The organism is Mesorhizobium sp. B2-9-1 (assembly GCF_006439455.1).
Taxonomy (GTDB): domain Bacteria; phylum Pseudomonadota; class Alphaproteobacteria; order Rhizobiales; family Rhizobiaceae; genus Mesorhizobium.
In genome coordinates this window covers 208,773-233,578 of sequence record NZ_VFTP01000005.1, presented here as the reverse complement: position 1 = coordinate 233,578, position 24,806 = coordinate 208,773, and the positions used below count along the sequence as shown (strand labels likewise).

General features: G+C 63.4%; 20 protein-coding genes. 12 read left to right on the top strand and 8 right to left on the bottom strand.

Annotated features, from left to right (window positions below):
* The first annotated feature begins 14 nt into the window (after positions 1 to 14).
* The 9 genes from FJW05_RS13115 (at position 15) to FJW05_RS13075 (ending at position 10,364) form a co-directional block, all read left to right on the top strand.
* Entirely contained in the window at positions 15 to 1,400 is a 1,386-nt protein-coding gene (locus FJW05_RS13115; protein ID WP_140632515.1) for an aldehyde dehydrogenase family protein, read from the top strand.
* A 17-nt stretch (positions 1,401 to 1,417) separates the two neighbouring features.
* Positions 1,418 to 2,590 carry an iron-containing alcohol dehydrogenase gene (locus FJW05_RS13110; protein ID WP_140632512.1) on the top strand — a complete coding sequence of 391 codons (1,173 nt, stop codon included), beginning with the start codon at positions 1,418 to 1,420 and terminating at the stop codon, positions 2,588 to 2,590.
* Between the two features lie 246 nt (positions 2,591 to 2,836).
* A complete protein-coding gene (locus FJW05_RS13105) occupies positions 2,837 to 3,943 on the top strand; it encodes an ABC transporter substrate-binding protein (protein WP_140541890.1) in 1,107 nt (368 codons plus the stop codon).
* A 186-nt stretch (positions 3,944 to 4,129) separates the two neighbouring features.
* Positions 4,130 to 4,924: an ABC transporter permease subunit gene (locus tag FJW05_RS13100; protein ID WP_224524636.1), complete on the top strand. Its 795-nt coding sequence runs from the start codon at positions 4,130 to 4,132 to the stop codon at positions 4,922 to 4,924.
* Positions 4,921 to 5,712 carry an ABC transporter permease gene (locus FJW05_RS13095; protein WP_140632509.1) on the top strand — a complete coding sequence of 264 codons (792 nt, stop codon included), beginning with the start codon at positions 4,921 to 4,923 and terminating at the stop codon, positions 5,710 to 5,712. The genes FJW05_RS13100 and FJW05_RS13095 overlap by 4 nt, the downstream gene beginning before the upstream one ends.
* A gap of 16 nt (positions 5,713 to 5,728) precedes the next feature.
* Complete coding sequence (locus tag FJW05_RS13090; protein ID WP_140632506.1) at positions 5,729 to 6,793, top strand: ABC transporter ATP-binding protein; 1,065 nt, start codon at positions 5,729 to 5,731, stop codon at positions 6,791 to 6,793.
* A 138-nt stretch (positions 6,794 to 6,931) separates the two neighbouring features.
* The gene (locus FJW05_RS13085; RefSeq protein WP_140632503.1) at positions 6,932 to 8,485 is read left to right on the top strand and encodes a sodium:proton antiporter; all 1,554 of its coding nucleotides are present in this window, start codon (positions 6,932 to 6,934) and stop codon (positions 8,483 to 8,485) included.
* Between the two features lie 108 nt (positions 8,486 to 8,593).
* Positions 8,594 to 9,511, top strand: a complete 918-nt coding sequence (locus FJW05_RS13080) for an endonuclease/exonuclease/phosphatase family protein (RefSeq protein ID WP_140632500.1) — start codon at positions 8,594 to 8,596, stop codon at positions 9,509 to 9,511.
* A gap of 7 nt (positions 9,512 to 9,518) precedes the next feature.
* Positions 9,519 to 10,364, top strand: coding sequence for an EamA family transporter (locus tag FJW05_RS13075; RefSeq protein WP_140632497.1), 846 nt, complete (start codon positions 9,519 to 9,521; stop codon positions 10,362 to 10,364).
* Positions 10,365 to 10,374: 10 nt separating this feature from the next.
* Here FJW05_RS13075 and FJW05_RS13070 read toward each other — a convergent pair whose 3' ends face one another.
* A complete protein-coding gene (locus FJW05_RS13070; RefSeq protein WP_140632494.1) occupies positions 10,375 to 11,592 on the bottom strand; it encodes an MFS transporter in 1,218 nt (405 codons plus the stop codon).
* A 452-nt stretch (positions 11,593 to 12,044) separates the two neighbouring features.
* On the opposite strand from FJW05_RS13070, the gene FJW05_RS13065 reads away from it, so the two are divergent.
* From FJW05_RS13065 to FJW05_RS13055, 3 genes are all read left to right on the top strand, one after another.
* A complete protein-coding gene (locus FJW05_RS13065; protein ID WP_140632491.1) occupies positions 12,045 to 13,421 on the top strand; it encodes a LamG-like jellyroll fold domain-containing protein in 1,377 nt (458 codons plus the stop codon).
* Positions 13,422 to 13,876: 455 nt separating this feature from the next.
* On the top strand, positions 13,877 to 15,133 hold the full coding sequence (locus tag FJW05_RS13060; RefSeq protein WP_140632488.1) for an NAD(P)-binding domain-containing protein: 1,257 nt from the start codon (positions 13,877 to 13,879) through the stop codon (positions 15,131 to 15,133).
* Positions 15,126 to 16,979, top strand: coding sequence for a thioesterase domain-containing protein (locus FJW05_RS13055; protein WP_181164930.1), 1,854 nt, complete (start codon positions 15,126 to 15,128; stop codon positions 16,977 to 16,979). The genes FJW05_RS13060 and FJW05_RS13055 overlap by 8 nt, the downstream gene beginning before the upstream one ends.
* 125 nt (positions 16,980 to 17,104) lie before the next feature.
* Here FJW05_RS13055 and FJW05_RS13050 read toward each other — a convergent pair whose 3' ends face one another.
* The 7 genes from FJW05_RS13050 to FJW05_RS13020 all read right to left on the bottom strand — a co-directional run bounded on the left by FJW05_RS13050 (position 17,105) and on the right by FJW05_RS13020 (position 24,713).
* Positions 17,105 to 17,467, bottom strand: a complete 363-nt coding sequence (locus tag FJW05_RS13050) for a Dabb family protein (protein ID WP_140541880.1) — start codon at positions 17,465 to 17,467, stop codon at positions 17,105 to 17,107.
* Between the two features lie 10 nt (positions 17,468 to 17,477).
* Positions 17,478 to 19,106, bottom strand: a complete 1,629-nt coding sequence (locus tag FJW05_RS13045; protein ID WP_140632482.1) for a choline dehydrogenase — start codon at positions 19,104 to 19,106, stop codon at positions 17,478 to 17,480.
* Between the two features lie 6 nt (positions 19,107 to 19,112).
* On the bottom strand, positions 19,113 to 19,874 hold the full coding sequence (locus tag FJW05_RS13040) for a 3-ketoacyl-ACP reductase (RefSeq protein WP_140632479.1): 762 nt from the start codon (positions 19,872 to 19,874) through the stop codon (positions 19,113 to 19,115).
* Positions 19,875 to 20,166: 292 nt separating this feature from the next.
* A complete protein-coding gene (locus tag FJW05_RS13035; protein ID WP_140632476.1) occupies positions 20,167 to 21,669 on the bottom strand; it encodes a GMC family oxidoreductase in 1,503 nt (500 codons plus the stop codon).
* A 6-nt stretch (positions 21,670 to 21,675) separates the two neighbouring features.
* On the bottom strand, positions 21,676 to 22,791 hold the full coding sequence (locus FJW05_RS13030; protein ID WP_140541876.1) for an ABC transporter ATP-binding protein: 1,116 nt from the start codon (positions 22,789 to 22,791) through the stop codon (positions 21,676 to 21,678).
* 21 nt (positions 22,792 to 22,812) lie between these two features.
* Positions 22,813 to 23,757, bottom strand: coding sequence for a carbohydrate ABC transporter permease (locus FJW05_RS13025; RefSeq protein WP_140541875.1), 945 nt, complete (start codon positions 23,755 to 23,757; stop codon positions 22,813 to 22,815).
* Complete coding sequence (locus tag FJW05_RS13020) at positions 23,754 to 24,713, bottom strand: sugar ABC transporter permease (RefSeq protein ID WP_140541874.1); 960 nt, start codon at positions 24,711 to 24,713, stop codon at positions 23,754 to 23,756. The genes FJW05_RS13025 and FJW05_RS13020 overlap by 4 nt, the downstream gene beginning before the upstream one ends.
* Positions 24,714 to 24,806: the final 93 nt, after the last annotated feature.

Below are 24,806 nucleotides of genomic sequence, written 5' to 3'. Positions count from 1 at the left end.
TGGAGAGCGTTTAATTGGAAACCGTGAAACTCAAATCCCCCATCGACGGCTCGATCTATGCCGAGCGGCCGGTCGCGAGCTACCAGGCGATCAACGCGGCGGTCGAGCGCGCGAGGGCGGCGCAAGAAAAATGGGCCGAGACGCCGGTCGTCGAGCGCGGCAAATACATGTTGGCGATGCTGGAAGCCCTGGTTGCGATGACAGACGAGATCGTGCCCGAGATCGCCTGGCAGATGGGCCGGCCGGTGCGCTATGGCGGCGAGTTCGGCGGCGTCAAGGAACGCACCAACTATATGGTCGAGATCGCCGAAGCCGCGCTGAAGCCGGTGCTGGCTTCCAACCCGAAGGACGGCTTCCGCCGCTATGTGAAGAAGGTGCCGCTCGGGGTCGTCCTGGTGATCGCGCCTTGGAACTATCCGTATCTCACCGCGGTCAACACGATCGTGCCGGCCTTGATGGCGGGCAGTGCCGTTATCCTCAAGCATGCCGCGCAGACGTTGCTGGTCGGCGAGCGCTTCCAGCAGGCTTTCGATAAGGCCGGCCTGCCAAAGGGGCTGTTCCAGAACCTGGTCATGAACCACGCCCAGACCGAGAAGCTGCTCAGCTCCGGCAAGATCGACCATGTCAATTTCACCGGCTCGGTCGGCGGCGGCCGCTCCATCGAGAAGGCCGCGGCCGGCACCTTCATGACGCTCGGTCTCGAGCTCGGCGGCAAGGACCCCGCCTATGTGCTGCCCGACGCCAAGATGGATCATGCGGTCGCCAATCTGGTCGACGGCGCCTTCTTCAATTCCGGCCAGTGCTGCTGCGGTATCGAGCGCGTCTATGTGCACGAAAAGATCTATGACGAGTTCGTCGAGGGTTTTGTCGCCGAGACCAGGAATTATGTCGTCGGCAATCCGCTGGAACAGGCGACGACCATGGGGCCGATGGCGCAGCCACGCTTCGCCGACCTGATCCGCGAGCAGAAAGCCGAGGCGCTGCGCAAGGGCGCCAAGGCGCATATCAACATGAAGGTCGAGAACGACAGGCCAGGCTCGCCCTATCTGGCGCCGGAAGTGCTGACCGGGGTCGACCACCAGATGAGCGTCATGCGCGAGGAAAGTTTTGGGCCGATCGTCGGCATCATGAAGGTGCGCAATGACGAGGAGGCGATCGCGCTGATGAACGACAGCCCATACGGGCTGACCGCCTCGATCTGGACGCGAGACACGGAGCGCGCGGTGGCCATCGGCGACCGCGTTGAGACCGGCACGGTGTTCATGAACCGCTGCGACTATCTCGACCCGGCGCTGGTCTGGACCGGCGTCAAGGACACCGGCAAGGGCGCCGCGCTCTCGGCCATCGGCTATGACAATCTGACCCGGCCGAAATCCTATCACCTGCGCGAAGCAATCTGACTTTTGAAAGACAAGACATGTCCAAGCTGATCTCCAAATGGAACTACCCCACCACCGTCCGTTTCGGCGCCGGGCGTATCAAGGAACTGCCGGACGTGCTGGCTGCCACGGGCATCAAGCGCCCGCTCTTCGTCACCGACCCGGGCCTGGCAAAACTTCCGGTCGTCGCATCGACGCTGAAAATCCTCGACGAGGCCAAGGTCCCCTACGGCGTGTTTTCGGAGGTGAAGCCGAATCCGGTCGAGTCCAACCTCACCGCAGGCATCGCCGTGTTCAAGAAGGGCAAGCATGACGGCGTCATCGCCTTCGGCGGCGGCTCGGCGCTCGACCTCGGCAAGCTGATCGCCTTCCAGGCCGGGCAAACGCGCCCGGTATGGGATTTCGAGGATGTCGGCGACTGGTGGACCAGGGCCAACTCGGACGCGATCGCGCCGATCATCGCGGTGCCGACCACGGCGGGAACCGGCTCCGAGGTCGGCCGCGCCGGCGTCATCACCAACGAGGAGACCCACACCAAGAAGGTCATCTTCCATCCGAAGCTTTTGCCGGCGATCGTCATTGCCGATCCGGAGCTGTCGGTCGGCATGCCGTCCTTCATCACCGCCGGCACCGGCATGGATGCGCTCGCGCATTGCCTGGAAGCCTATTGCGCGCCGGGCTACCATCCGATGGCCGACGGCATCGCGGTGGAAGGCATAAGGCTGGTGTTCGAGAACCTGCCCAAGGCTTTCGCCAACGGCAAGGATCTGGTTGCCCGGGCCCATATGATGAGCGCCGCCGCCATGGGCGCCGCGGCCTTCCAGAAGGGGCTGGGCGCAATCCATTCGCTGTCGCATCCGATCGGCGCGCTCTACGACACCCACCATGGCATGACCAATGCCGTGTTCATGCCTTATGTGCTGGCCTTCAACCGCGAGGCGATCGACGACCGTATCGCCAGGCTCGCCGCCTATTGCGGCATCAAGGGCGGCTTCGACGGCTTCGCCAAGGCGATCGTCAAGCTGCGCAAGGAGCTCAAGGTGCCGCATGCGTTGCCCGGCCTGATCAAGGGCCTCGACATGGACAAGAAGCGCAAGACGCTGATCGCCGACATGGCGGTAGTCGACCCGACCGCCGGCGGCAACCCGGTCAAGCTCACCAAGAAGGCGGCGCTGACGCTGCTCGACAATGCGATCGCCGGCTCCGTCTGAGAGCCGGCTTTCAATGCCGAAGAGTTGACTGAAGAGGCGTTCCAAAGGGGAAGGGAGAAGGCAAAGGGCAAGGTGAATAACCATTAGCCGGAAAATTAAGCGCGGGCTAATTGCTACAGTCCGTTAAAAAGAGTTAACTTTTTTCGCCGCGGGGATCGGGTTTCAAAAAGCCTTCATCCGGCTGTCACACGAAAACGATACCCGCATCGCAGGCGCTTAAACGCGCCAGTTCAACGGAGAGAACACATGTTCAAGTTCACGGGGAAAGTGCTTTCCCTCTCGGCCGCGGCGCTCTTTGCGTCGACGGTGATTTCGTCCGCGGATTCGCTGGACGATCTCGTCAAGGCCGCGAAGGCTGAAGGCCAGCTCACCACCATCGCGCTTCCGCATGACTGGTGTGGCTACGGGGCAGTGATCGACGGTTTCAAGGCTAAGTATCCGGGGATCACCATCAACGAGCTCAATCCCGACGCCGGCTCGGGCGACGAGGTCGAGGCGATCAAGGCCAATAAGGACAACAAGGGTCCGCAGGCGCCCGACGTCATCGACGTCGGCCTGTCCTTCGGCCCGACCGCCAAGGCCGACGGCCTGCTGATGCCTTACAAGGTGTCGACCTGGGACTCGATCCCGGACAGCGCCAAGGATGCCGATGGTGCCTGGTATGGCGATTACTACGGCGTGCTGTCGTTCATGGTGAACAAGGACCTGGTCAAGGAATCGCCGACCGACTGGGCCGACCTGCAGAAGCCGGAATTCGCCAATTCGGTCGCGCTCGCCGGTGACCCGCGCGCGTCGAACCAGGCCATCCAGGCGGTCTATGCCTCCGGCCTGTCGTCGGGTGCCGCCGCTGGCGAAGCTGCCGGGAAAGCCGGCCTCGAGTTCTTCAAGAAGCTCAACGCCGCCGGCAACTTCGTTCCGGTCGTCGGCAAGCCGGCGACCCTGGCTCAGGGCCAGACGCCGATCCTGATCAACTGGGACTACAACGCGCTCGCCGGCCGCGACACGCTGAAGGGCAACCCGCCCGTCGACGTGATCGTGCCTAAGACCGGCGTCGTCGCCGGCGTCTATGTGCAGGCGATCAGCGCCTTCGCGCCGCATCCGAATGCCGCGAAGCTGTGGATGGAGTACCTCTATTCCGACGAAGGCCAGGTCGGCTGGCTGAAGGGCTATTGCCACCCGATCCGTTTCAACGATCTCGCCAAGAACGGCAAGATCCCGGCGGACGTGCTGGCCAAGCTGCCGCCGGCTGAGTCCTATGCCTCGGCGGCTTTCCCGACGCTCGACGAGCAGGGCAAGGCCAAGGAAGCCATCAGCAAGAACTGGGACGCCACTGTCGGCGCCAACGTCAAGTAGGACTTGAAATGCACCGGGCGGCCGCCTGGCCGCCCGGGTTTCCCTCGAAGACGGTGCCCGGGCATGACCGATCTATCGCTTTCAAATCAGTCTATTGCCACCAAGCCCGCGCCGCCGACCGAAGCGACTGCTTTCCGCCTGCCGACGCAATGGATCGGCGTGGCGCCGTTCTTCGTCTTCGCCCTGATGTTCCTGATCATGCCGACGCTGTATCTCGTCATCGGCGCGTTTCAGACCGGGGAAGGCGGGTTCACGCTCGACAACGTCCTGCAGTTGGTCAGCGATCCTTCGATCGCCAATTCCTATTGGGTTTCGATCAAGATCAGCTTCTGGTCGGCCATCGTCGGCGCCTTCGCCGGACTGGCGATTGCCGTGGCCATCGTGCGCGGCGGCCTGCCCAGCTGGGTTCGCTCCGCGACGCTGACCTTCTCGGGCGTCGCCTCGAATTTTGCCGGCTTGCCGCTTGCCTTCGCGTTCATCGCAACGCTCGGCCGCGTCGGCATCGTGACGGTGCTGCTGCGCGACATATTCAACCTCAACATCTATGCGCTGGGATTCAATTTCCTGACCACGTGGGGGCTGATCGTGGTCTATCTCTTCTTTCAGATCCCGCTGATGGTGGTGATCATCGTGCCGGCGATCGACGGCTTGAAGAAGGAATGGAACGAGGCTGCCGCGACGCTTGGCGCCACCCAGTGGCAGTACTGGCGCATGGTGGTGATACCGGTGTTGTTTCCGAGCTTCCTCGGCACCGTCATCCTTCTGTTCGCCAATGCCTTCGGCGCGATCGCGACGGCCTATGCGTTCGCCGGTCCGCAGCTCAACATCGTCCCCATCAAGCTCTATTCGCAGATCAACGGCGACGTGCTGCACAACCCGCAACTCGGCTACGCGATCGCCTTCGGCATGATCGTCATCACCGGACTGGCGAATGTCTTCTACATCTGGTTCCGGACCCGTTCCGAGAGGTGGCTGAAATGAAGTCGGGCAAATTCTGGGCCTGGGTCGTCTTCGGTATAGGCACGGCCTATTTCTTCATTCCGCTGCTGGCGACGTTCGAGTTTTCGCTGCGCATGCGGCGCGGCGTCCATTCCTTCGACGCCTATCAAGTCGTGCTCGGCGATCCGCGCTTCCAAGCGACGTTCCTGTATTCGGTGGTCGCCGCGATCTTCACCATCATCCTCGGCGTGCTGATCGTGGTGCCGGCCGCCTACTGGATCCGTCTCCGATTGCCTCAAATCAGGCCGGTCGTCGAGTTCATCACGCTACTGCCGCTGGTCATTCCGGCGATCGTCATCGTCTTCGGCTATATCCGTATGTACGGCTCGAATTCGCCGCTGCCGTTCCTGGCCAGCGATCTCGGCGCAAGCGCGTTGCTGGTGATCGGCTATGCGACGCTGGCGCTACCCTACATGTACCGCGCCGTCGACACCGGTCTTCGGACCATCGATGTCAGGACGCTGACGGAAGCAGCCCAAATCCTTGGCGCCGGATGGGGCACGATCATCACCCGCGTCATCCTGCCCAACGTGCTGATCGCGGTGCTGTCGGGTGCCTTCCTCACCTTCGCCATCGTCATCGGCGAATTCACCATGGCAAGCCTGCTCAATCGGCCGGCATTCGGCCCTTACCTGCAGAATATCGGCGCCAATCGTGCCTATGAGCCGGCTGCACTTGCGATCATCGCCTTCGCCATCACCTGGGGCTGCATGTCGCTGATCCAGATCCTGTCCCGCTTCGCGCCGAAGTCGGCGAACCGCCCAAATTGATCGAGAGAACCACGCCATGGCCGACCCATTCCTCTCCATCCAGCACGTTCGAAAATCCTTCGGTGCCACCACCGTGGTGGAGGATTTCAATCTCGACGTCGAGCCGGGCGAATTCGTCTCCTTCCTGGGGCCGTCCGGCTGCGGCAAAACCACGGTGTTGCGTATGGTCGCCGGTTTCGAGGAGCCCTCGGCCGGCAAGATCGTCGTCGGCGGCAAGGACATCACCAGGCTGAAGCCCAACCAGCGCAATGTCGGCATGGTGTTCCAGGCCTACGCGCTGTTCCCGAACCTGACGGTGGCGCAGAACATCGCCTTCGGGCTGAAGGTCGGTGGCATGCCGAAGGCCGATGCCGACAGGCGGGTCGCCGAGATGCTCGACATCATCAAGCTGCCGCAGATGGCCGATCGCTATCCCTACCAGCTTTCCGGCGGCCAGCAGCAGCGCATCGCGCTGGCGCGGGCGATTGCGCCGAAGCCGAAGCTGCTCTTGCTCGACGAGCCGCTGTCGGCGCTCGACGCCAAGGTGCGCGTGTCGCTGCGCGAGGAAATCCGCTCGATCCAGAAGAAGCTCGGCATCACCACCATCTTCGTCACGCATGACCAGGAAGAGGCGCTGTCGATTTCCGACCGCATCGCGGTGATGTATGGCGGCAAGGCCGAGCAGGTCGGCACGCCGTTCGAGATCTACAATCGGCCGGCGACCAAATTCGTCGCCAATTTCGTCGGCACGCTCAACGTGCTGGAGGGCAAGGTCACCGACGCCGCGTCCGGCAAGGTGCAAGTCAACTCGCAGGAAGTCTCGCTGAAAGGCAAGCTCAACGGTTCGAAGTCAGGCGACACGCTGTCGCTGGCGCTGCGGCCTGAAGCCATCTCGCTGGGGCGCCAGCCCGGCCATGACACCAGCCTTTCGGGCGAGATCGCCGAAGTGCATTTCCTTGGCTCAGTCATACGCGTGCGCGTCGGCATCGGCGGCAACACAGTATCGCTCGATACCTTCAACAATTCCACGACGCCGCCGCCCGTCGTAGGCGACAAGGCGGACATTTCGTTCTCGTCCGGCGATATGCTGGTTTTGCATTAGGGAAAGAGTGAATGGTGAATAGTAAATGGTGAACGGCGATCAGCACTTTACGTGCTCGAGATCTTCTGATGATACCCATTCACCATTCACCATCACTTTTGCAGTGCCAAACGCCTGGTTCCATCGCTACGATAAGCCATGGCGCTGTTCGAACTTACCCTGATCCTGCTTCTCATCGCCGTCGCGCTGACGGCGGTATCGCGATGGCTGGAGGTACCTTACCCATCGCTGCTGGCGCTTGCCGGAGTTGGGCTTGCCTTCGTACCGGGCGCGCCGACGATCGAGATCGATCCGGAACTGGCGCTGGCGCTGTTCATCGCGCCGGTGCTGCTCGATGCCGCCTATGACACCTCGCTGCGCGACCTGAAGCGCTACCGGCTGTCGCTTGCCCTGCTGGCGCTTGGCGCGGTCGTCTTCACCGCGTTGGTCGTTGCCTTTGTCGGCTGGCAGATGGCCGGCCTGCCGATCGCGGCGGCGATCGCGCTCGGCGCCATCGTCGCGCCGCCGGACGCGGTCGCCGCAAGCGCGGTGCTCAATCAGTTCAAGGTGCCGCACCGTCTGACTGCGATCCTGCAGGGCGAGAGCCTGCTCAACGACGCCACGGCGCTGCTGATCTACCGGATATCGGTTTCAGCCGCCATCGGCACGCTCATGCTCAAAGACGCAGTGCCCGTCATCCTGCTTGCGACGGTCGGCAGTGTTATCGCCGGCTATCTGTTCGGCCGAGCGTCGCGGCTCACGCTGACACGCATCGAGGACGCGGCAAGCAGCACCGTGGTGCAGTTCGCCGGAACCTTCGCCGTCTGGATCATTGCCGACAAGCTCGGCCTCTCCGCCATCATCACCATCGTCGTCTATGCCATCACCATCGCGCGCACCACGCCGCGCCGCATGTCGGCAAGACGCCGCGTCAGCGCCTATTCGGTCTGGGAATCGGCGGTGTTCGTGCTCAACGTGCTGGCGTTCGTGCTGATGGGCCTGCAGGCACGGTCGATTATCGGCCGGCTTGCCGGCGATGGGCAAGGCGAGGCATTCGTCTTCGCCGCGACGGTTCTTGCCGTCGTCGTCGTGGCGCGCCTCGTCTGGGTGGCGGGATATGTCGCGATCATCCGATGGTTTGCCCGCAACGACAGCGAGGAAGAAAAGCAGGATGCGCCGACATTTGCCGGTGCCGTGCTTGTCGGCTGGTGCGGCATGCGCGGGCTGGTGACGCTGGTCGCCGCCATTGCCTTGCCGGCCGGCTTTCCCGGGCGTGACCCGATCGTGCTCGCCGCTTTCGCGGTCGTGCTCGGCACGCTGGTGCTGCAAGGCATGAGCCTGAAGGTCCTGCTGCGCTGGCTCAATTTCCCGCGCGATACGACGATCGATCGCGAGGTGGCCGAGGCGCGCGTCGCCATCATGCAGGCCGCGCTCGATGTGCTGAGCCGCAAGACCTCGTCGGCTGCCGCCGTCGTGCGCGAGCAGTACGAGGCGCAGCGGCGGATCGCCGAAAATCCCGACGACGCGCAGGCCGCGACGGAATACGACCGGTTGCGCCTCTATGCCATCAAGCGGCAGCGTGACACGCTGGAGGAACTGCGCAGCAACGGCACGATCGGCGACGAGGCCTATCACCGGCTGGAGGAGGAGATCGACTGGTCGGAACTTGCGGCGTCGCCCGCCGGAAGCTTCCAGCCGCTGACGACGTATTAGAGCGCCGGTTCGCCGATTTCCACTGGACTATTCCGCTTGCCCCGCCGGTCCATTGCAACGCAAGGGGCGGGGCGCTACTGCGATCACTAGAAGTGAGCCGGTTAATCAATGAAGCTGATCAGCTACAATATCCAGTATGGCTACGGCAGCGACGGGCGCTACGATCTCAGCCGCTGCGCCAGGCTGGTGGACGGCGCCGATATCGTCGCGCTGCAAGAAGTTGAGCGGCATTGGCAGCGCAGCAACGAGGACGACCAGCCCGAGATCCTGTCCAGCTTGCTGCCCGGCTATTACTGGGCCTACGGCCCGGCCTTCGACATGGATGCCAGCGAGAAGCGGGATGGCCGCGTCGTCAACCGCCGACGGCAGTTCGGCACGATGGTGCTGTCGAAGCTGCCGATCGTCTGGTCGCGCCTGCACACTTTGCCGCTGCGGCGCACGCTGAGACCGCTCAACACCCGCAACGCGGCGCTGGAATGCATGATCCGCACGCCGGCGGGGCCAGTGCGTTTTTTCTCGCTGCATCTCGCTCACATCGCGGCCGAGGAGCGGCTGGAGCAGATAGACTATCTGCTTGCCGAGCATCGCCGCGCGCCGTCCGACGGCGGCCCCTGGAGCGGCGTCGACGACGAGCCGCAGCGCAATTGGTCGAACGGCCAGCCGGAACCGGAGAATCCGTTGGCGGCGATCTGGCTGGGCGACTTCAACATGGAGCCGGGCAGCGCCGAATACCGGCGCATCGTCGGCAATACGCCCTACCATCGCGGCGCTGCCTATATCGACGGCTTCGTCGATGCCGCAGCCGTCGCCAGCGAGCCGAGGCCGGACTTCCATACGCACGAAAAGATCATCGACGGCAAGCTGGCGAAAGGACGGCTCGATCATTGCTTCGTCGGCGGCATGCTGGCCGGGCGGGTGCGTTCTGTGAGCGCCGATATCGGCGAGGTGGCGTCCGACCATTTCCCGCTCAGGATCGATATCGATCTGGAAATGCCGGGCATCGCCTCAGGCCTGGCGGGCAGGTGAAACAGGCATGACGCTGTTCGTCGTCCTGGCGGTGCTTTCGGCGGCGGCCATGCATGCGATCTGGAACGCGTTGGTCAAGGTGCATCTCGACCGCTTCCTGTCGATCACACTGATGACGCTCGGCATGGGCTTTGCGGCGCTGGTCGCGCTTCCCTTCGTCGAGGTGCCAAAGGCCGAAGTTTGGCCCTACATCTTCGTCTCGGTGATCTTCCACATGGGCTACCGCACTTTCTTGATCGGCGCCTACAAGGCCGGCGATTTCGCCCAGACCTATCCGCTGGCGCGCGGCACCGCACCATTGCTCTCGGCGCTCGGCGGCATCGTCCTGATCGGCGAGGTCCCGGCGCCGTTCGCCATCCTCGGCATCGTGCTTCTGTCGGCGGGCACGCTGGTCATGTCGTTTCGGGGCGGGGCGCATCTGGAGAAGCTCAATCTGCGCGCGGTCGGCTTCGCGCTCGGCACATCGATCTTCATCGCCAGCTACACACTCTCCGACGGCAGCGGCGCGCGGCTGGCGGCAACCGCGCAAAGCTATGCGGCCTGGCTGTTCGTCTGCGATGCGACGTGGGCGCTCTTGCTGTGCATCTTCTTTCGCGGGCCGCGGTCGCTGCCTGTGCTGGCGCGCGACTGGAAGGCCGGGCTGTTCACCGGGGTGCTCAGCGGCGCGGCCTATTGGATCGTGATGTGGGCAATGACCAAGGCGCCGATCGCCTCGGTCGCGTCGCTGCGCGAGACCTCGATCCTGTTCGCCATGCTGATCTCGGTGCTGGCGCTGGGCGAGAAGATGACCGTCTGGCGCGCGGCCGCGGCGCTCGGCATCGTTGCCGGCGTCGCGGCGCTCAGAATGGGTTGAAGACAGACCCTCAACCGAGGACGGTCATCACCTGGCCGCGCTTTTCCGGACTGAAGCGGATGACGACGATGATGCAGACGGCGACCACGCCGGCAAACAGGGCCAGCGCATAGCCGTAGCTGCCTCCCGGCGCTTCGGCGATGCCGGCCTGATACGGGCCGCCATAGGAAGCGGCGAGATTGCCGGCTTGGTAGATGAAGCCGGGCAAGGTCGCCCGCACCGAGCCCGGCGATAATTCGTTGAGATGCACCGGGATGACGCCCCAGGCGCCCTGCACCGCGACCTGCATGATGAAGGCGCCGATCGCCAGCATGAAGGGCGTGGTCGTGTAGGCCCAGAGCGGGATTGCCGGCAGGGCGATCACACAAGCGAGCGTGATGGCGTTGATGCGGCCAATCTTCTCGGACAGCGCGCCGAAGGCCAGGCCGCCGACGATGGCGCCGATATTGGCGACGATGGTGATCCAGCTCACCGTGTGCGTGTCGAAGCCGTGCTGCTTCTTCAGGAAGGTGGGATAAAGGTCCTGCGTGCCATGGCTGAAGAAGTTGAAGAACATCATCAGCACCACGGCGTAGAGCGCGATCCGCCAGTGCTTCCGCAGCGTTTCCAAAAGGCCGGGCCGTGCCTGGGCGCGGCCTTCGACGAACGCCGGCGATTCCGGTACATGCGAGCGGATGAACAGCACAACCAGCGCCGGCAGGAAGCTCAGGAGGAACATGGCGCGCCAACCGAAGGTAAAGTCGCCGATCTTCTGCCCGTAGAGCAGCCCGTAGACAACCGCGGCCAGCAGATAGCCGGCCGGATAGCCGCATTGCAGAATGCCCGAGACCGTGCCGCGCGCGCTCGGCGGAATGGATTCCATGGCAAGCGAGCTGCCCAGACCCCATTCGCCTCCCATGGCGATGCCGAACAGGGCACGCAGCGCCAGGAATATGCCGAGATTGGGCGAGAAGGCGGCTAAAGCGCCGATCACCGAATAACTGACGATATTGAGCATCAGAATGGGCTTGCGGCCGTATCTGTCGGCAAGCATGCCGAAGAAGAACGCGCCGATGAAGCGCGTCGCCAGCGTCAGGAACAGTGCTTTGGAGACCGCCGGCACGTCAGTCTGGAACTCAGCGGCAATATCGGTGAGCAGGAACGTCAGAAGGAAGAAATCAAAAGCGTCGAGCGTCCAGCCGAGGAACGATGCGGTTACGGTTTTCTTCTGCTCGGTGGTGAGGGTCAAGGCAGTCCTCCTTTTGCATCCCCCAAAGGCCACGATATGTTCCACCAGGCGCAAGGATATGTTCCACCAGGTGCAAAAGAGAACAGCTGGTTTGCCGGTTTTCGAGGACCGGCGGTCACATTTCCGTAAACGCTGGAGCGGTTCAGCGTTTCACGGAATCGCCGAACCGCTGTAAGTCTTTGTTTTGCGCAATTCCGAAAAGGAACCCTGTTCCCGCGCGCCGCCGAGACGCAATCAACAAGGACTCGAAGTCAGGCATTCGAACTCTTCCCATCCAATTCTTGTTACTTGACAGTATACGAACGGGTGAGAGGCACTTGGTCGCAAGGCTGATATCTCGTGAAGGTCTGCCTCTGGACAATCCCGTAAACGCCTTGACATATGAGGGCGTGAGCGGACGGGCTTTCGTGACAGGGTCCAATCCCGATCTTCGAGTTGCATTGTGGGCCCCAGTGTTGCTGCTCACTCTAGCTGCTATCGCGGTTCCCGTGGAGATGCGGGACCTCGGCCACGCAACGCTGGACTTCAGGGCTTATCCTGGCGACTTCGTAGCAAATGTCTTGGGATTTGTGCCGGTGGGGCTGGTTTTCGCCAGGCTGGGCCGGTTGCAAGCAATAGTTGCGGTAGCCTTGCTATCAACGACCGCGGAAGTCAGCCAGCTCGTGATGATGTATCGCGACCCTTCCGGAGCGGATATTCTCGCCAACACCATCGGCGCTGCGCTGGGAGCCGGCATCGGCACCTATTGCGAGCTTCGGCCCCCAGAACTCGCTTTGAACCGGTGGACGGGATGGGGAGGCGCTATCGGGGCGTGCGCGATCGTGATCTGGGGTTTGGTTCCAGCGGCAAATCCTATCAATACGCGAGGATTCACATCGCCGGGAACACTCGAGGCTCATTGGAAATTCGACGAGCCGGGCGGAAACACCGCAGGGGATTCTTCCGGACACGGCTTGAATGGAAGATTCCACAACCCGCCCAAGCGAGTCTCGGGCGTTCTGAATGGTGCGGCCGCTTTCGATGGTGCAACCGACTCAATCGATCTCCAGCAATCCACACCGTTGCGGCTCGCCGGCAGCATGACGATCACCGCTTGGATCAATTCGTCAAAGTTTCCGGCAAATGACGCGGCGGTAATATCGCAATTCGGCGGAGACGCCGGCTACCAACTGGACACGACCGTGGACCGAGGGCCCCGCACGATCGGCTTCAAGCTCACCAACTCGCACGGGGAACTCATGGCCCGGTACGGGGCCACTCCTCTGGCCCTTGGCGCCTGGTACCATATCGCGGGCGTATATAATGCTGCGGCCCGGACCCTGGACGTCTACCTCGATGGCGAACTGGACAATGGCGATCTTCTTGGCACCATAACGCCACAACAGCGCAGCGCGCGCGCGGGTGTTGCGGTGGGGCAGCGCCGGGACGCCGACGGCTATGCGTTTGCTGGTTCCATTGACGACGCGCGAATCTACTCACTGGCGCTGACCCGAGAGGAGATAAAGGCGGTGATGCGCGGCGATGGAATCGGCAGGGCGACGGAACACGAGCGTCCAAGGGCGGCCGACCGCATACGCATGTCCGACAAAGAGGATACGATAATCCCGCTGCGGGCGGCAATGCTCGGGATGATGACGGCAATCGCCATTCTGAGCTGGTGGCGCTCGGCCGGGCAAACAGCTTGCCTGCTTGCCGGCCTGTTCGCGGGATTGTTGCTTCTGCCGCCCCTGTTTTCATATCTGCCCTTGTTCAACCTATGGCTGATACCGCTGGTTAGTCTTGCCGGAGGCGCGTCAGTCGCACTGACGACCCGGTGCTCGTCGCAATAGTCTGTGCCAAGCCTCGACCCCTTGTTGGGCATCGGCGCTCGAGGACTCCGTCGCACAAGTCGCTGGGCGGCGCGAAGCACCGCCGACCTAGGGACCTAAAATCTTACTTCTCTCCTGCGTTTTCTGCTGCCGGATAGGGGTGAGACAGACTAACGGTGTAGGGAGCTACCCCTACTCTACTCCGATCTGTGCTGTTACTAATGCCCAGCTGGATTTTGTCTCGGCAACGGCGGATCTCGTGGCGGCTCACCTACCTTTCAACAATCATTCTGACTCCCTACCGGAACCGGGCGGTCTACTCCGCAATCGCTTAGGACACGCGGGACGCGGCGGCTCTCGCAATCAGACCCGCAGCCACGAGTCTAAGGAAGGCCACCGGTGGGTTGCGGTGGCAGCCGGATGGCGGCATCGCGCCGACAGTCTCTTCGGCAACACAGACTGGGAGAAGCGGTGAGATGGGGGCGTCGAGCGTGGATGTTGCTGTCGTGGGGGCGGGCCCTTATGGGCTATCCGTCGCGGCAAACGTCATCACAGCGGGCCGAAGCCTGCGGGTCTTTGGAAATCCGCTTCAGACCTGGTGCACGGCCATGCCGGCCGGCATGAAGCTCAAGTCGGACGGCTTCGCGTCCAACCTGTCGGCGCCGGGTCCCGGGTCGACCCTCGGGGAGTTCTGCCGTACCAGAGGGATTCCCTACGGCGACAAGGGTGAGCCGGTGTCGCTCGAGACCTTTGTTGCCTACGGACTGGACTTCCAGCGACGCTTCGTCCCTCACCTGGAAACCGTGAACGTTAGTCATATCGGACGCAGCGGCGATGGGTTCAGGCTGACAACCGAGGAAGGTCAGACGGTGCTGGCCCGGCGCGTCGTGCTGGCCGTCGGCGTCACGCATTTCAGGGTGGCGCCGAGAGAACTGGCGGACCTTCCCGCATCGTTGGCCAGTCACAGCGCCGACCACCGCAATATGGATCGCTTCGCTGGGCGCGATATCGCTATTGTCGGCGCAGGCGCGTCGGCAGTCGATCTGGCCGCTGCGCTGATCGACGCAGGCGCTCGCCCGAAGATCGTGACCCGGGCGGATCGAATCCGTTTTGCTTCTGAGCCCACTGCCGGTGAGCCGCCGCTCCTAGGGCGGCTGACGCATCCCTCGTCGCCACTTGGACCTGGTTGGCGGTCCCGCCTTGCGAGCGACCTGCCGCAGATTTATCGCCTCCTCCCGGCTCGCTTGCGGCTGAACATCCTGCGCCGACATCTCGGGCCGTCCTCCGCATGGTATCTCCGCGGCAAGGTGCTGGGAGGTGCCGAGGTCCTGGCCGGCCATCATCTGCAAGGCGCGGCGCCCACCGGGAACGGCGTGCGGCTGAAGCTGGGCGATGCATCCGGCAAATCGAAAACCCTCGACGTCGATCATGTCATCGCTGCAACCGGCTATTGGCCGCAGATCGAACGTCTGCAATTTCTAGACAAGTCGCTGCGAGGAGCAATCCGCCATGTGGCCGGCGTGCCGATCCTGTCGCACGATTTCGAGACTTCGGCTCCCGGCCTCTACGCGACGGGACTGGCTGCGGCCAGCAGCTTCGGCCCTCTTATGCGTTTCGTTGCCGGCGCCGACTACACGGCTCGCCGGATTGTGCAACACCTGGAGACAACCCGCGTACGCCGAAATGTCGGCGTCGCGGACAGCAGAGCGCCCAGGCAGCCTGAATATGAGTGACGCTGCCGTCATCGAGTATGAGTCGGACCGGTTTATCTCAGCTGGAGAGACTCGCCCGGCAGCCTTGCCGCTGGAGCTCCTGCGCGACGGCACAGCCGCCGATACGGTGTTTTTCTTCCCGGGCTTGGGTGGACACGCCCGCGAGCTGGCCCGGCTGGCAGAGCGGCTGGCGATGCCAGGGCGTATCTTCGGCCTCTCCTACTTGTTCCAGACCGGGAGCAGCAATGCTCTTGGTCGCCTCGCCGCCTCGGCGGTTACTGCCTTGCGTACGGTCCAGCCACACGGCCCCTACCGGCTGGTTGGCTACTCCTTCGGAGCCCTCGTCGCGGTGGAAGTTGCTCGGCAACTGAAACATGCGGGCGAGAAGGTGGCGCCGCCGATCCTGATCGATGCATATTACGACCAGCGGTTCTGGCCGGGAAAGGCATGGTGGTTCGGGCAGGTCCGCAGGACCAAGGCCCAACTGGTCCAGATCGGCTGGCGGTTGCCCGGCCCTGCATTTCGCGAATTGACCTTCCGCGCCCGGCGGTTGGCACAAAGGCTCCAGTCGAGATGGCGGAGCTCGGCGCCGCCAGTTGACGAACCGACACCGGAGACGCTCGCAGACGCCAATATGGCCGCATTGCGCGCCTACGATCCTCCATTCTATCCCGGTGCTCTGATACTGCTCAGCGCTGGCGATCCCACCATGTTCGGCTGTCGACCGGCCGATCTCTGGCGTGCGAGAAGCTATGGGCTTGTCGTCGAGGAAGTCGCCGGCGACCATCTCGACCTTGTGCGGGCCACAACGTCGATCGAGCGGCTCGCAGGATTGGTCGACAAGCATTTGGGGCCGGAGGGTACCGCTCATCGGCCTCTCGCCCTCGTCGTCACGACCTTCCGCTGGCCAATGACCGTCGGCGTCGTCGCGGCCCTCGCGCGGGGCGGCTTCAGAGTCGTGGCGCTTTGTCCAAGACGGCATCCGATGCGGCGCCAGCCGGGCTTGGCGTCGTACCGCATGCCGTGGCAACATCCAGAGCGCGCGCTTAGGACACTCATCGCGCGCGTTAATCCGGATCTTGTAGTCCCCTGTGACGAGCCCGCATTGGACCTGGTGAGGAATATCCGCGACAGCTGCCGAAGTGCGTGGCCGGACCTCTCCCGCTCCGAGATGATCGAAATTGCGCTTGCTGCCGGGGTCAAGGCGCCACCGACGCAACGTATCGGCGATCCTGCCGAGCTAGACAAATGGATTAACGCATACGGTCTGCCGATCGTGTTGAAAACCGACCGCAGTTGGGGTGGCCGCGGAGTGGCCATCGCCCGTGACAGGGCGCATGCCGCCCATCTGTGGCGCTGCCTATCGCGCCGTCCGAGCCTCTTCCGCGCCCTCAAACGGGCGATCGTGAACGCCGACCTCAGCTCACTGCGGGATCTGTGGCGTGGCCGCAAGCCCTTTGTGCACGCACAAGCCTATGTGGCCGGACGCGACGCCAACGTCGCGCTCGCTGTCGTTGACGGAAAAGTGTTAGCCGCGGTGGCAGTGGAGGTGCTGGAAAGCCGATGCAGGAACGGTCCTGCGAAGACAGTTCGCGTGATCGACCATCCCGGGATACTCCAGGCCGCCAGCAAGGTCATGGAGCAATTACGGCTGACGGGTCTCGTTGGGATCGACTTCATTCTCGACGAAGAAGGAACCGCCCATCTGATCGAAGTCAACGGCCGGGCAACCCCGACCTGTCGATTGGCCCTTGGCCGCGACCGCGACCCGGTGGGTGCGCTGCGCGCCAACTTCTCGGGCGCCGCGGCAGCGGCATCGTTGCAAGGCGCTGTTGGCCAGGTCATCGACCTAGACGCGCTCGATTGACGGCTTTCGTGTTAAAGTATCTTCCGAAAGCCTGCAACGCGTGCAGCGGTTTCGGGACAAAGACATGAGTAAAATCAAAGACCTACGGCATGTCGCGTGAATCCTTGTTGGATCGTCGCCCCAATCTAACTCTTTGTTGGAGCATGATCTTTTCCGAAAACCGGTTCCCACTTTTCGGATTCATGCTCGAGATCGATGACCATCAGCCCCTCAGTGCCGCCTTCAAGCGCGGCGACAAGGCGCGCGCCGGCGCGCTGATGCGCCTCGTGCACGAGATAGGCGTCACGCGCCGCAGCGTCGCGGAAGTCGATGGTGAAGCCGTGGCCGAAGCCGCGCCCGAACGGCTCCGGGCTGACATTGGCGCTGAACTGCACCTTATCCATGCCGGCGATAATGGCGCGCAAGGCTTCGAGATCGGCGTGAATCGCCGCGCGCTCGGTTTCAGGAACGTCGTCGCGAAAGCGGACAAAGACGCAATGCCGGATCATCGTTGACGCCTCATGCCGCCTGGTTGCCCTTGAACACGGCCGGCGGCAGCGGCTCGCGGCCGAGGATGAGATCGGCGCCCTTTTCGCCGACCATGATCGTCGGCGCATTGGTGTTGGAGGAGGGAACGCGCGGCATCACCGAGGCGTCGCAGACGCGGAGACCTTCGATGCCGCGCAGCCTCAAATCCGGCGTCACTACGGCCATCGCATCATGCCCCATGCGGCAGGTGCCGACGGGGTGGTGGTCGGTCTTGGAGGAGCGGCAAGCGTAGTCGAAGAAGTGCGCGTCGCTTTGCAGTGCAGGGCCGGGCAGCACCTCGCGCAGCACATAAGGCTGCAGCGCCTTTTGCCGCATGATCTCGCGGGCCAGCCTCAGCCCTTTGATCGACATGTCGCGGTCGTAAGGATCGGACCAGTAGTTCGGATCGATCAGCGGGTGGTCGGCCGGGTCGGCGCTCTTCAGCCGCACCGTGCCGCGCGAGCGCGGGCGCAGGAAGGCGGAGTTCAGTGTCACGCCCGGATTGTTCAGCTTCTCGACGCCTGCCTCGATGCCGGAGCCGAGGCCGAGATGGAACTGGATGTCGGGCGAGGCGGCGGTCGGGTCGGCGTACCAGAAGCCGCCGGTCTCGAACAGGCTCGAGGCGACGGGGCCCTTCTTGAGCAGCAGATATTGCAAGCCGGCCCACATCGTGCGGTGCAGCTTGGCGTAATTGTCGTAGGTGTGGTCGCCGGTGCATTCGGCGATGACGAACAGGTCGAGATGATCCTGCATGTTGGAGCCGACGCCGGGTAGGTCATGCACGGGCGTGACGCCCACCGACTTTAGATGGTCCGCGGGGCCGATACCGGATTGCATGAGGAGTTTTGGCGAGCCGATGGCGCCCGACGAGACGATCACCTCGCGTTCGGCGCGCAATATGATCTTCTCACCGCCTGGCTTGTCGGCGATCTCGACGCCGACGGCGCGACCCTTCTCGACGACGACGCGGGTGACGAGCACATCGGTCCTGACCGTCAGGTTCTTGCGGCTGCGGATCGGCTTCAGATAGGCCACGGAGGCCGATGAACGCCGCGCATCCTTCTGGGTCAGCTGATAGTAGCCGACACCTTCCTGGCTGGCGCCGTTGAAATCCGGATTGAACGGTATGCCCATTTCCTGCCCGGCGCGGAAATAGGCCTCGCAGATCGGCAGCGGCGAGATCGGGTTGGAGACGCCGAGCGGCCCTTGGTCGCCATGGAAATCGTTGGCGAAGCGCTGGTTGTTCTCGGCGCGCTTGAAATAGGGCAGAACATCGCGATAGCCCCAGCCGGCCAACCCCTCTTCCTTCTCCCAGGCGTCATAGTCGCGGGCATTGCCGCGCGTGTAGATCTGGGCGTTGATCGACGAGCCGCCGCCGACGACCTTGGCCTGCGTGTACCAGAAGACGCGGTCCTTCATATGCCCCTGCGGCACTGTCGACCAGCCCCAGGAGGCGATGCCCTTGGTCATCTTGGCAAAGCCCGCCGGCATGTGGATCAGCGGATGCCAGTCCTTGCCGCCGGCCTCCAGAAGCAGGACGGAATTGGAAGGATCCTCGCTCAGCCGGTTGGCGAGAACGCAGCCGGCCGGACCGGCGCCGACGATGATGTAGTCAGCCATGGTTCCTCACAAGCGCGGCACGGAGAGCGCGCCGTCGACATCGATGACCGATCCGGTCGAAAAGGCGAACTTTCCTGAGGCAAGCGCGGCCACGACGGCGCCGATGTCGCCGGCCTCACCCCAGCGTTTTGCCGGCACCAGGCCGTCCTCGATCAGCGCGTCATATTTGGCGGAAACGCCCGCCGTCATATCGGTGCGGATGATGCCTGGCCGGACCTCGAACACGCCGATATTTTCTGGTGCAAGCCGCAGCGCCAGGTTCTTCACCCACATGGACAAGCCGGCCTTGGAGATGCAGTAGTCGGCGCGTTCCGGCGAAGCCATGGCGGCGCTGACCGAGGTGATGGTGATGATCGATCTGGCATGGGCGCCCGGTGTTGCGAGCATCGCTTTGGCGACGGCCTGGCTGAGGAACACCGTGCCGCGCAGGTTGATATCCAGAGCGCGATCGAAATTCTTCGGCTTCAGCTCCAACAGATCGCCGCGCACAACGGCGCCGACGCCGGCATTGTTGACCAGGCAATCGATGTGGCCGAAGGCGCTGATTGCGGCTTCGACCAGCCTCGAATGACCAGCGATGTCGGCAATGTCACATTGGGCATAGGCGAATTTCGCGCCGCGCGCGGCGATGTTCTCCGCAAGGCCCTTGGCGGGCTTCTCGGCAAGGTCGGCGACAAGGACGTCGAAGCCGGCATCCGCCAGCGCTTCGGCGCAAGCGAGGCCGATGCCCCGAGCGCCGCCGGTGACGATGGCTGCTGGGCGGGTCATTGGCGGGTCCCGCGTAGGCCGGCGCTGCCCCTCACCCTCTTGTCCCCGTTTACGGCAGGGCAACCGCATGAGACTTTGGCAGTTCGGATAATCCGACATGACTTGGCGTCATCCTCGGGCTTGTCCCGAGGATCTACCAGCCCGTGAACTGGTCGCGCTATATTTGCGTGCGGCGGCGGATCCTCGGGACAAGCCCGAGGATGACGGCCTTGCGTTGGCCTTCGCCGATAAACCCCATATGCGATTGTCCTGCCGTTTACGGGGGGAGCGGGTGAGGGGCGGCGCCGGCCTATCATGAAGAAAGCTCCGTCTTGCGGATATGGTCGGCAACCCGCAGCGCCTGCGCCGCGATCGACAGCGCCGGGTTGACGGCGGCCGATATCGGCAGGAAGCCGCCGTCGACGACGAACAAGTTTGGATGGTCCCAGGCGCGGCAGAAGGGGTCGAGCGGCGATGTTGCCGGGTCGTTGCCCATCTTCACGGTGCCGCATTGGTGCGACGGCGTGCGCTTGTCGAAGGGCCGCGACAGAACGATCGGATAGCCGCAGGCGCGAAGGTTCTCGCGCATGACCTTGGTCAGGCCATCCAGCGACTGCATGTTGGAGCGCCGCCACTGCATGACGATCTCTTTGCCGTCGACCATGATGCGGCTTTCGGGATCGGGCAGGTCCTCGCACATCAGATACCAGTCGACGGCGTGGCCGGCCACGAAGTCGAGCGCGAATTTCGGCATCCTCTTCACATTGGCCTTCAGCATGTTGCCGTCGATCTTGCCGAGCAGTTGCACATTGCCGAGCGGCTTGCCGCCCTTGCCGTCCGACAGATAGTAGTCGTTGAGCATCAGCGTCTTCTGGTAGACGCTATCGTTGCGGCGGCGCGGGTCGATCGCCAGCATCGCGCTCGAATTATGGTTCATGAAATTGCGCCCGACCTGGTCGGAGCTGTTGGCGAGGCCGTTGCCCGTCGCGGAGGGCGAGCGCAGCAGGATGGCGGCCGAGTTGATCGCGCCTGCCGACAGGATGACGAGCTTCGGCGACAGCGTCTTGTGCGCGCCGTTTTGGGTGTAATGGATGGCGGCGATCGACTTGCCGTCCGGCGCGGTTTCGAGCCAGTCGACATGCGCGCCGGTCTCAAGCCGGATGTTCTTGTCGGCAAGCGCTGCCGTCAGCGGTCCGGTCTGAGCGTCGATCTTGCCCTGGCCGGTGTTGGGGAAGGCGTCCCAGCCCGTCCTGCCGTCCTTCAGCCAGGCCTCGATGTCGACGCCGAGCGGTAGCGAGGCAGGATGCAGGCCGAGAGCTTTGAGCTCGGCGCGGGCGCGCGCGATCGGCGGCTCGTCCGGCACCGGCTTGAAGGCGTAGGGGATCGAATGGAACGGCTCGGTCGGGTCTTCGCCCAGCGTGCCGCGAACCCGAAACAACTGCTCGGCCTTCGAATACCACGGCTCGAATTCGTCATAGGAAAACGGCCAGGCCGGCGAGATGCCGCCGAAATGCTCGAGCTTGGAAAAATCCTCCTTGCGGTAGCGGATCAGGACGGCGCCGAAGAATTTCGAATTGCCGCCGACATAGTAGTAGTTGCCGGGGTTGAAGGCAGCACCGCCGGCCTCGCACCACATCTCCTTCGGCCGGTAGTGCTCGTCGATGAAGATGGAGCGCGTCGAGCGCGCATGCGGCGTCGCGGGCAGCGGCTCGCCGCGCTCCAGGATCAGGATCGAGGCGCCGCTGCCGGCCAAGCCGGAGGCGATCGTGGCGCCGCCGATGCCGGAGCCGATGATGACGATATCCGGGTTTGCCATAGCTCTTTAAAGAATGCGCTTCTCGGTCGCCGGGTCGAAGAACACCGCCTTGCTGAGGTTGAAGGCCAAAGGCGTGCTGGTGCCGGGCTGGATATTCGCATCGGCCCTCAGCCGCGCCACCACGCCCTTGCCGCCCAGATTGGTGACGGCGAACGTGTCCGATCCCGCCGGCTCCACCACTTCGATATGGCAGTCGGCCGTAGCGATGCTGGAAGCGTTGCGTTCCGCACCTTCCGGGTCGGTCAGCGCTTCGGGGCGCACGCCGAAGATCACCGGCTTGTCCTTGAAGGCCGCAAGACCGGAGGGCGCGCCGGGCATCGGCAGCACGATGGGCTGGCGCGCCTCGCGGTCGAGCACCACCGAAAGGCCGCTGCCATTGGCGCCGATCTTGGCCGGAATCAGGTTCATCGCCGGCGAGCCCATGAAGTCGGCGACGAAGATGTTGGTCGGGTTGTTGTAGATTTCGGCCGGGGTGCCGAACTGCTGCACCTCGCCGTCGCGCATGACGGCGATCTTGGTCGCCAGCGTCATCGCCTCGATCTGGTCGTGCGTGACATAGACGATGGTCGTGCCGGTCGTGGCGTGCAGGCGCTTGATCTCGATGCGCATGTCGACACGCAGCTTGGCGTCGAGATTGGAAAGCGGCTCGTCGAACAGGAAGAGCTTCGGGTCGCGCACCAGCGCCCGGCCCATGGCGACGCGTTGGCGCTGGCCGCCGGAAAGCTGGCTCGGCTTGCGTTTGAGGAGATGGCCGATCTGCAGGATCTTCGCCACCTTGTCGATCGCCGCCTGGCGTTCCGCCGCCGGCACGCCGCGCATCTCCATGCCGAAGGCGATGTTGCCGGCCACCGTCATGTTCGGATAGAGCGCGTAGCTCTGGAACACCATGGCGATGTCACGCTTCGAAGGATGCAGGTCGTTGATCGCGCGACCGTCGACGCGGATCTCGCCCTCGGTGATCTGCTCCAGGCCGGCAATGGTGTTGAGCAGCGTGGACTTGCCGCAACCGGACGGGCCGACCAGCACCAGGAAGCCGCCCTTTTCGAGCTCGACATCGATGCCCTTCAGGATCTCGACATTCCCGAAGCGCTTCTTCAGCCCATCAATTTCCAGAAAAGCCATGGTCGTTCCTTCCAAATGTGGTCAGCCCTTGACCGCGCCGGCCATCAGCCCGCGCACGAAATAGCGGCCGGCGACGACATAGACGATCAGGGTGGGGAGCGCGGCAATCATCGCCGCCGCCATGTTGACGTTGTATTCGACGACGCCCGTCGAGGTGTTGACGACGTTGTTCAGCGCAACCGTCATCGGCATCACGTCGCCGGACCCGGCATAGGCGGAGGCGAACAGGAAGTCGTTCCAGATGTTGGTGAACTGGTAGATCACCGTCACAACGATGATCGGCAGCGAATTGGGCAGCATGATGCGCCGAAATATCTGGAAGAAGGACGCGCCGTCGACTTGTGCCGCCTTCACCAACTCGGTGGGGAAGGCCTCGTAATAATTGCGGAAGAACAACGTGGTGAAGCCGAGGCCGTAGACCACATGGACGAAGACCAGGTTCACGGTGGAATTGCCGAGACCGAAACTAAAGCCGGTCGCGTTCTGCAAGGTGACACCGAAGCGGCCGAGGCTGCCGAGGATCGTCGCCATCGGCAACAGCACCGACTGGAACGGGATGAAGCAGGCGAACAGCATCATGGCAAAGACCAGCGTGTGGCCGCGGAAGCGCCATTTGGTCAGCACATAGCCGTTGAGCGCGCCGAGCAGCGTCGAGATCAGCACCGCCGGCACGACCATCTTGATGGAGTTCCAGAAGTAGCCCTTCATGCCGACGCAGGTCAGGCCCGAGCAGACTTCGCTCCACGCCTTTATCCACGGTGCGAAGGTCGGCGCATGCGGCAGCGACAGCATGTTGCCGTTCTGGATCTCGTCCATGGTCTTGAACGAGGTGACCAGCATGACGAAGAGCGGCATCAGATAGAAGATCGCGAACAGCCCAAGCAGCCCGTAGATGACGATGCGGTTGAATGTCCTGGCACGGGCGCCGCTTGCGGCCTGGCTGGCGGGTGAAGCGACGGCGCTCATCGCGACTTCTCCCTGAGTTCGGAATAGAGATACGGAACGATGATGGCGGTGATGGTCATCAGCATGATCACCGCGCTGGCCGAGCCGACCGCCATCTCGTTGCGCTTGAAGGTGAACTCATACATGAAGTTGGACGGCAGCCAGGCCGAGCCGCCGGGGCCGCCGCTGGTCAGCGCGACGACGAGGTCGTAGGACTTGATCGCCAGATGCGCGAGCACGATGAAGGCCGACAGGAAGACGGGCCGCAGCAGCGGGATGACGATGCGGCGATAGAGCTGGAAGGCGGAGGCGCCGTCGATCTGCGCGGCCTTCATGATCTCGCCGTCGATGCCGCGCAGGCCGGCCAGGAACATCGCCATGACGAAGCCGGACGCCTGCCAGACGCCGGCGATCACAACCGTGTAGATGACGAAATCCTTGTTCTTGATCCAGTCGAAATGGAAGCTCGTCCAGCCCCACTGATGCAGCGTCTGTTCCAGCCCGAGGCCGGGATCGAGGAACCATTTCCAGGCGACGCCGGTGACGATGAAGGAGAGCGCCATCGGGTAGAGGTAGATCGGCCTGAGCACGCCTTCGCCGCGGATCTTCTGGTCGAGCAGGATGGCCAGGAACAGGCCGAGCGCCAGGCAGATCAGGATGTAGAGGAAGCCGAATATGCCCATATTGGTGATCGAGGTGTACCAGCTCGACGGCGGGTCGCTCTCGAAGGTCCAGCGCCACAGCCGCTGATATGCGCGGGCTCCGGTGACGGCATAGGACGGGAATGTCTTGGAATTGGTGAAGGACAGATAGATCGTCCACAGAATGAAGCCATAGACGAAGACGATCGTCGCCGCGAAGCTCGGCGCCAAAACGATCTTCGGCAACAGATCCTGCAGCCGCGACCGGACCGACGCGCCGGGACGGGCGTCATGCTCCGGCGTCAGCTTGATCTGGGTTTCGGCAACTGTGCTCATCGGCTCGTCCAGTACCGGTTGGTCGGAAACCGCCCGGCGCGAAACGCGCCAGGGTCTTTCCCTTACCTTTTTCGACAGGAGACCTCCCCCGCC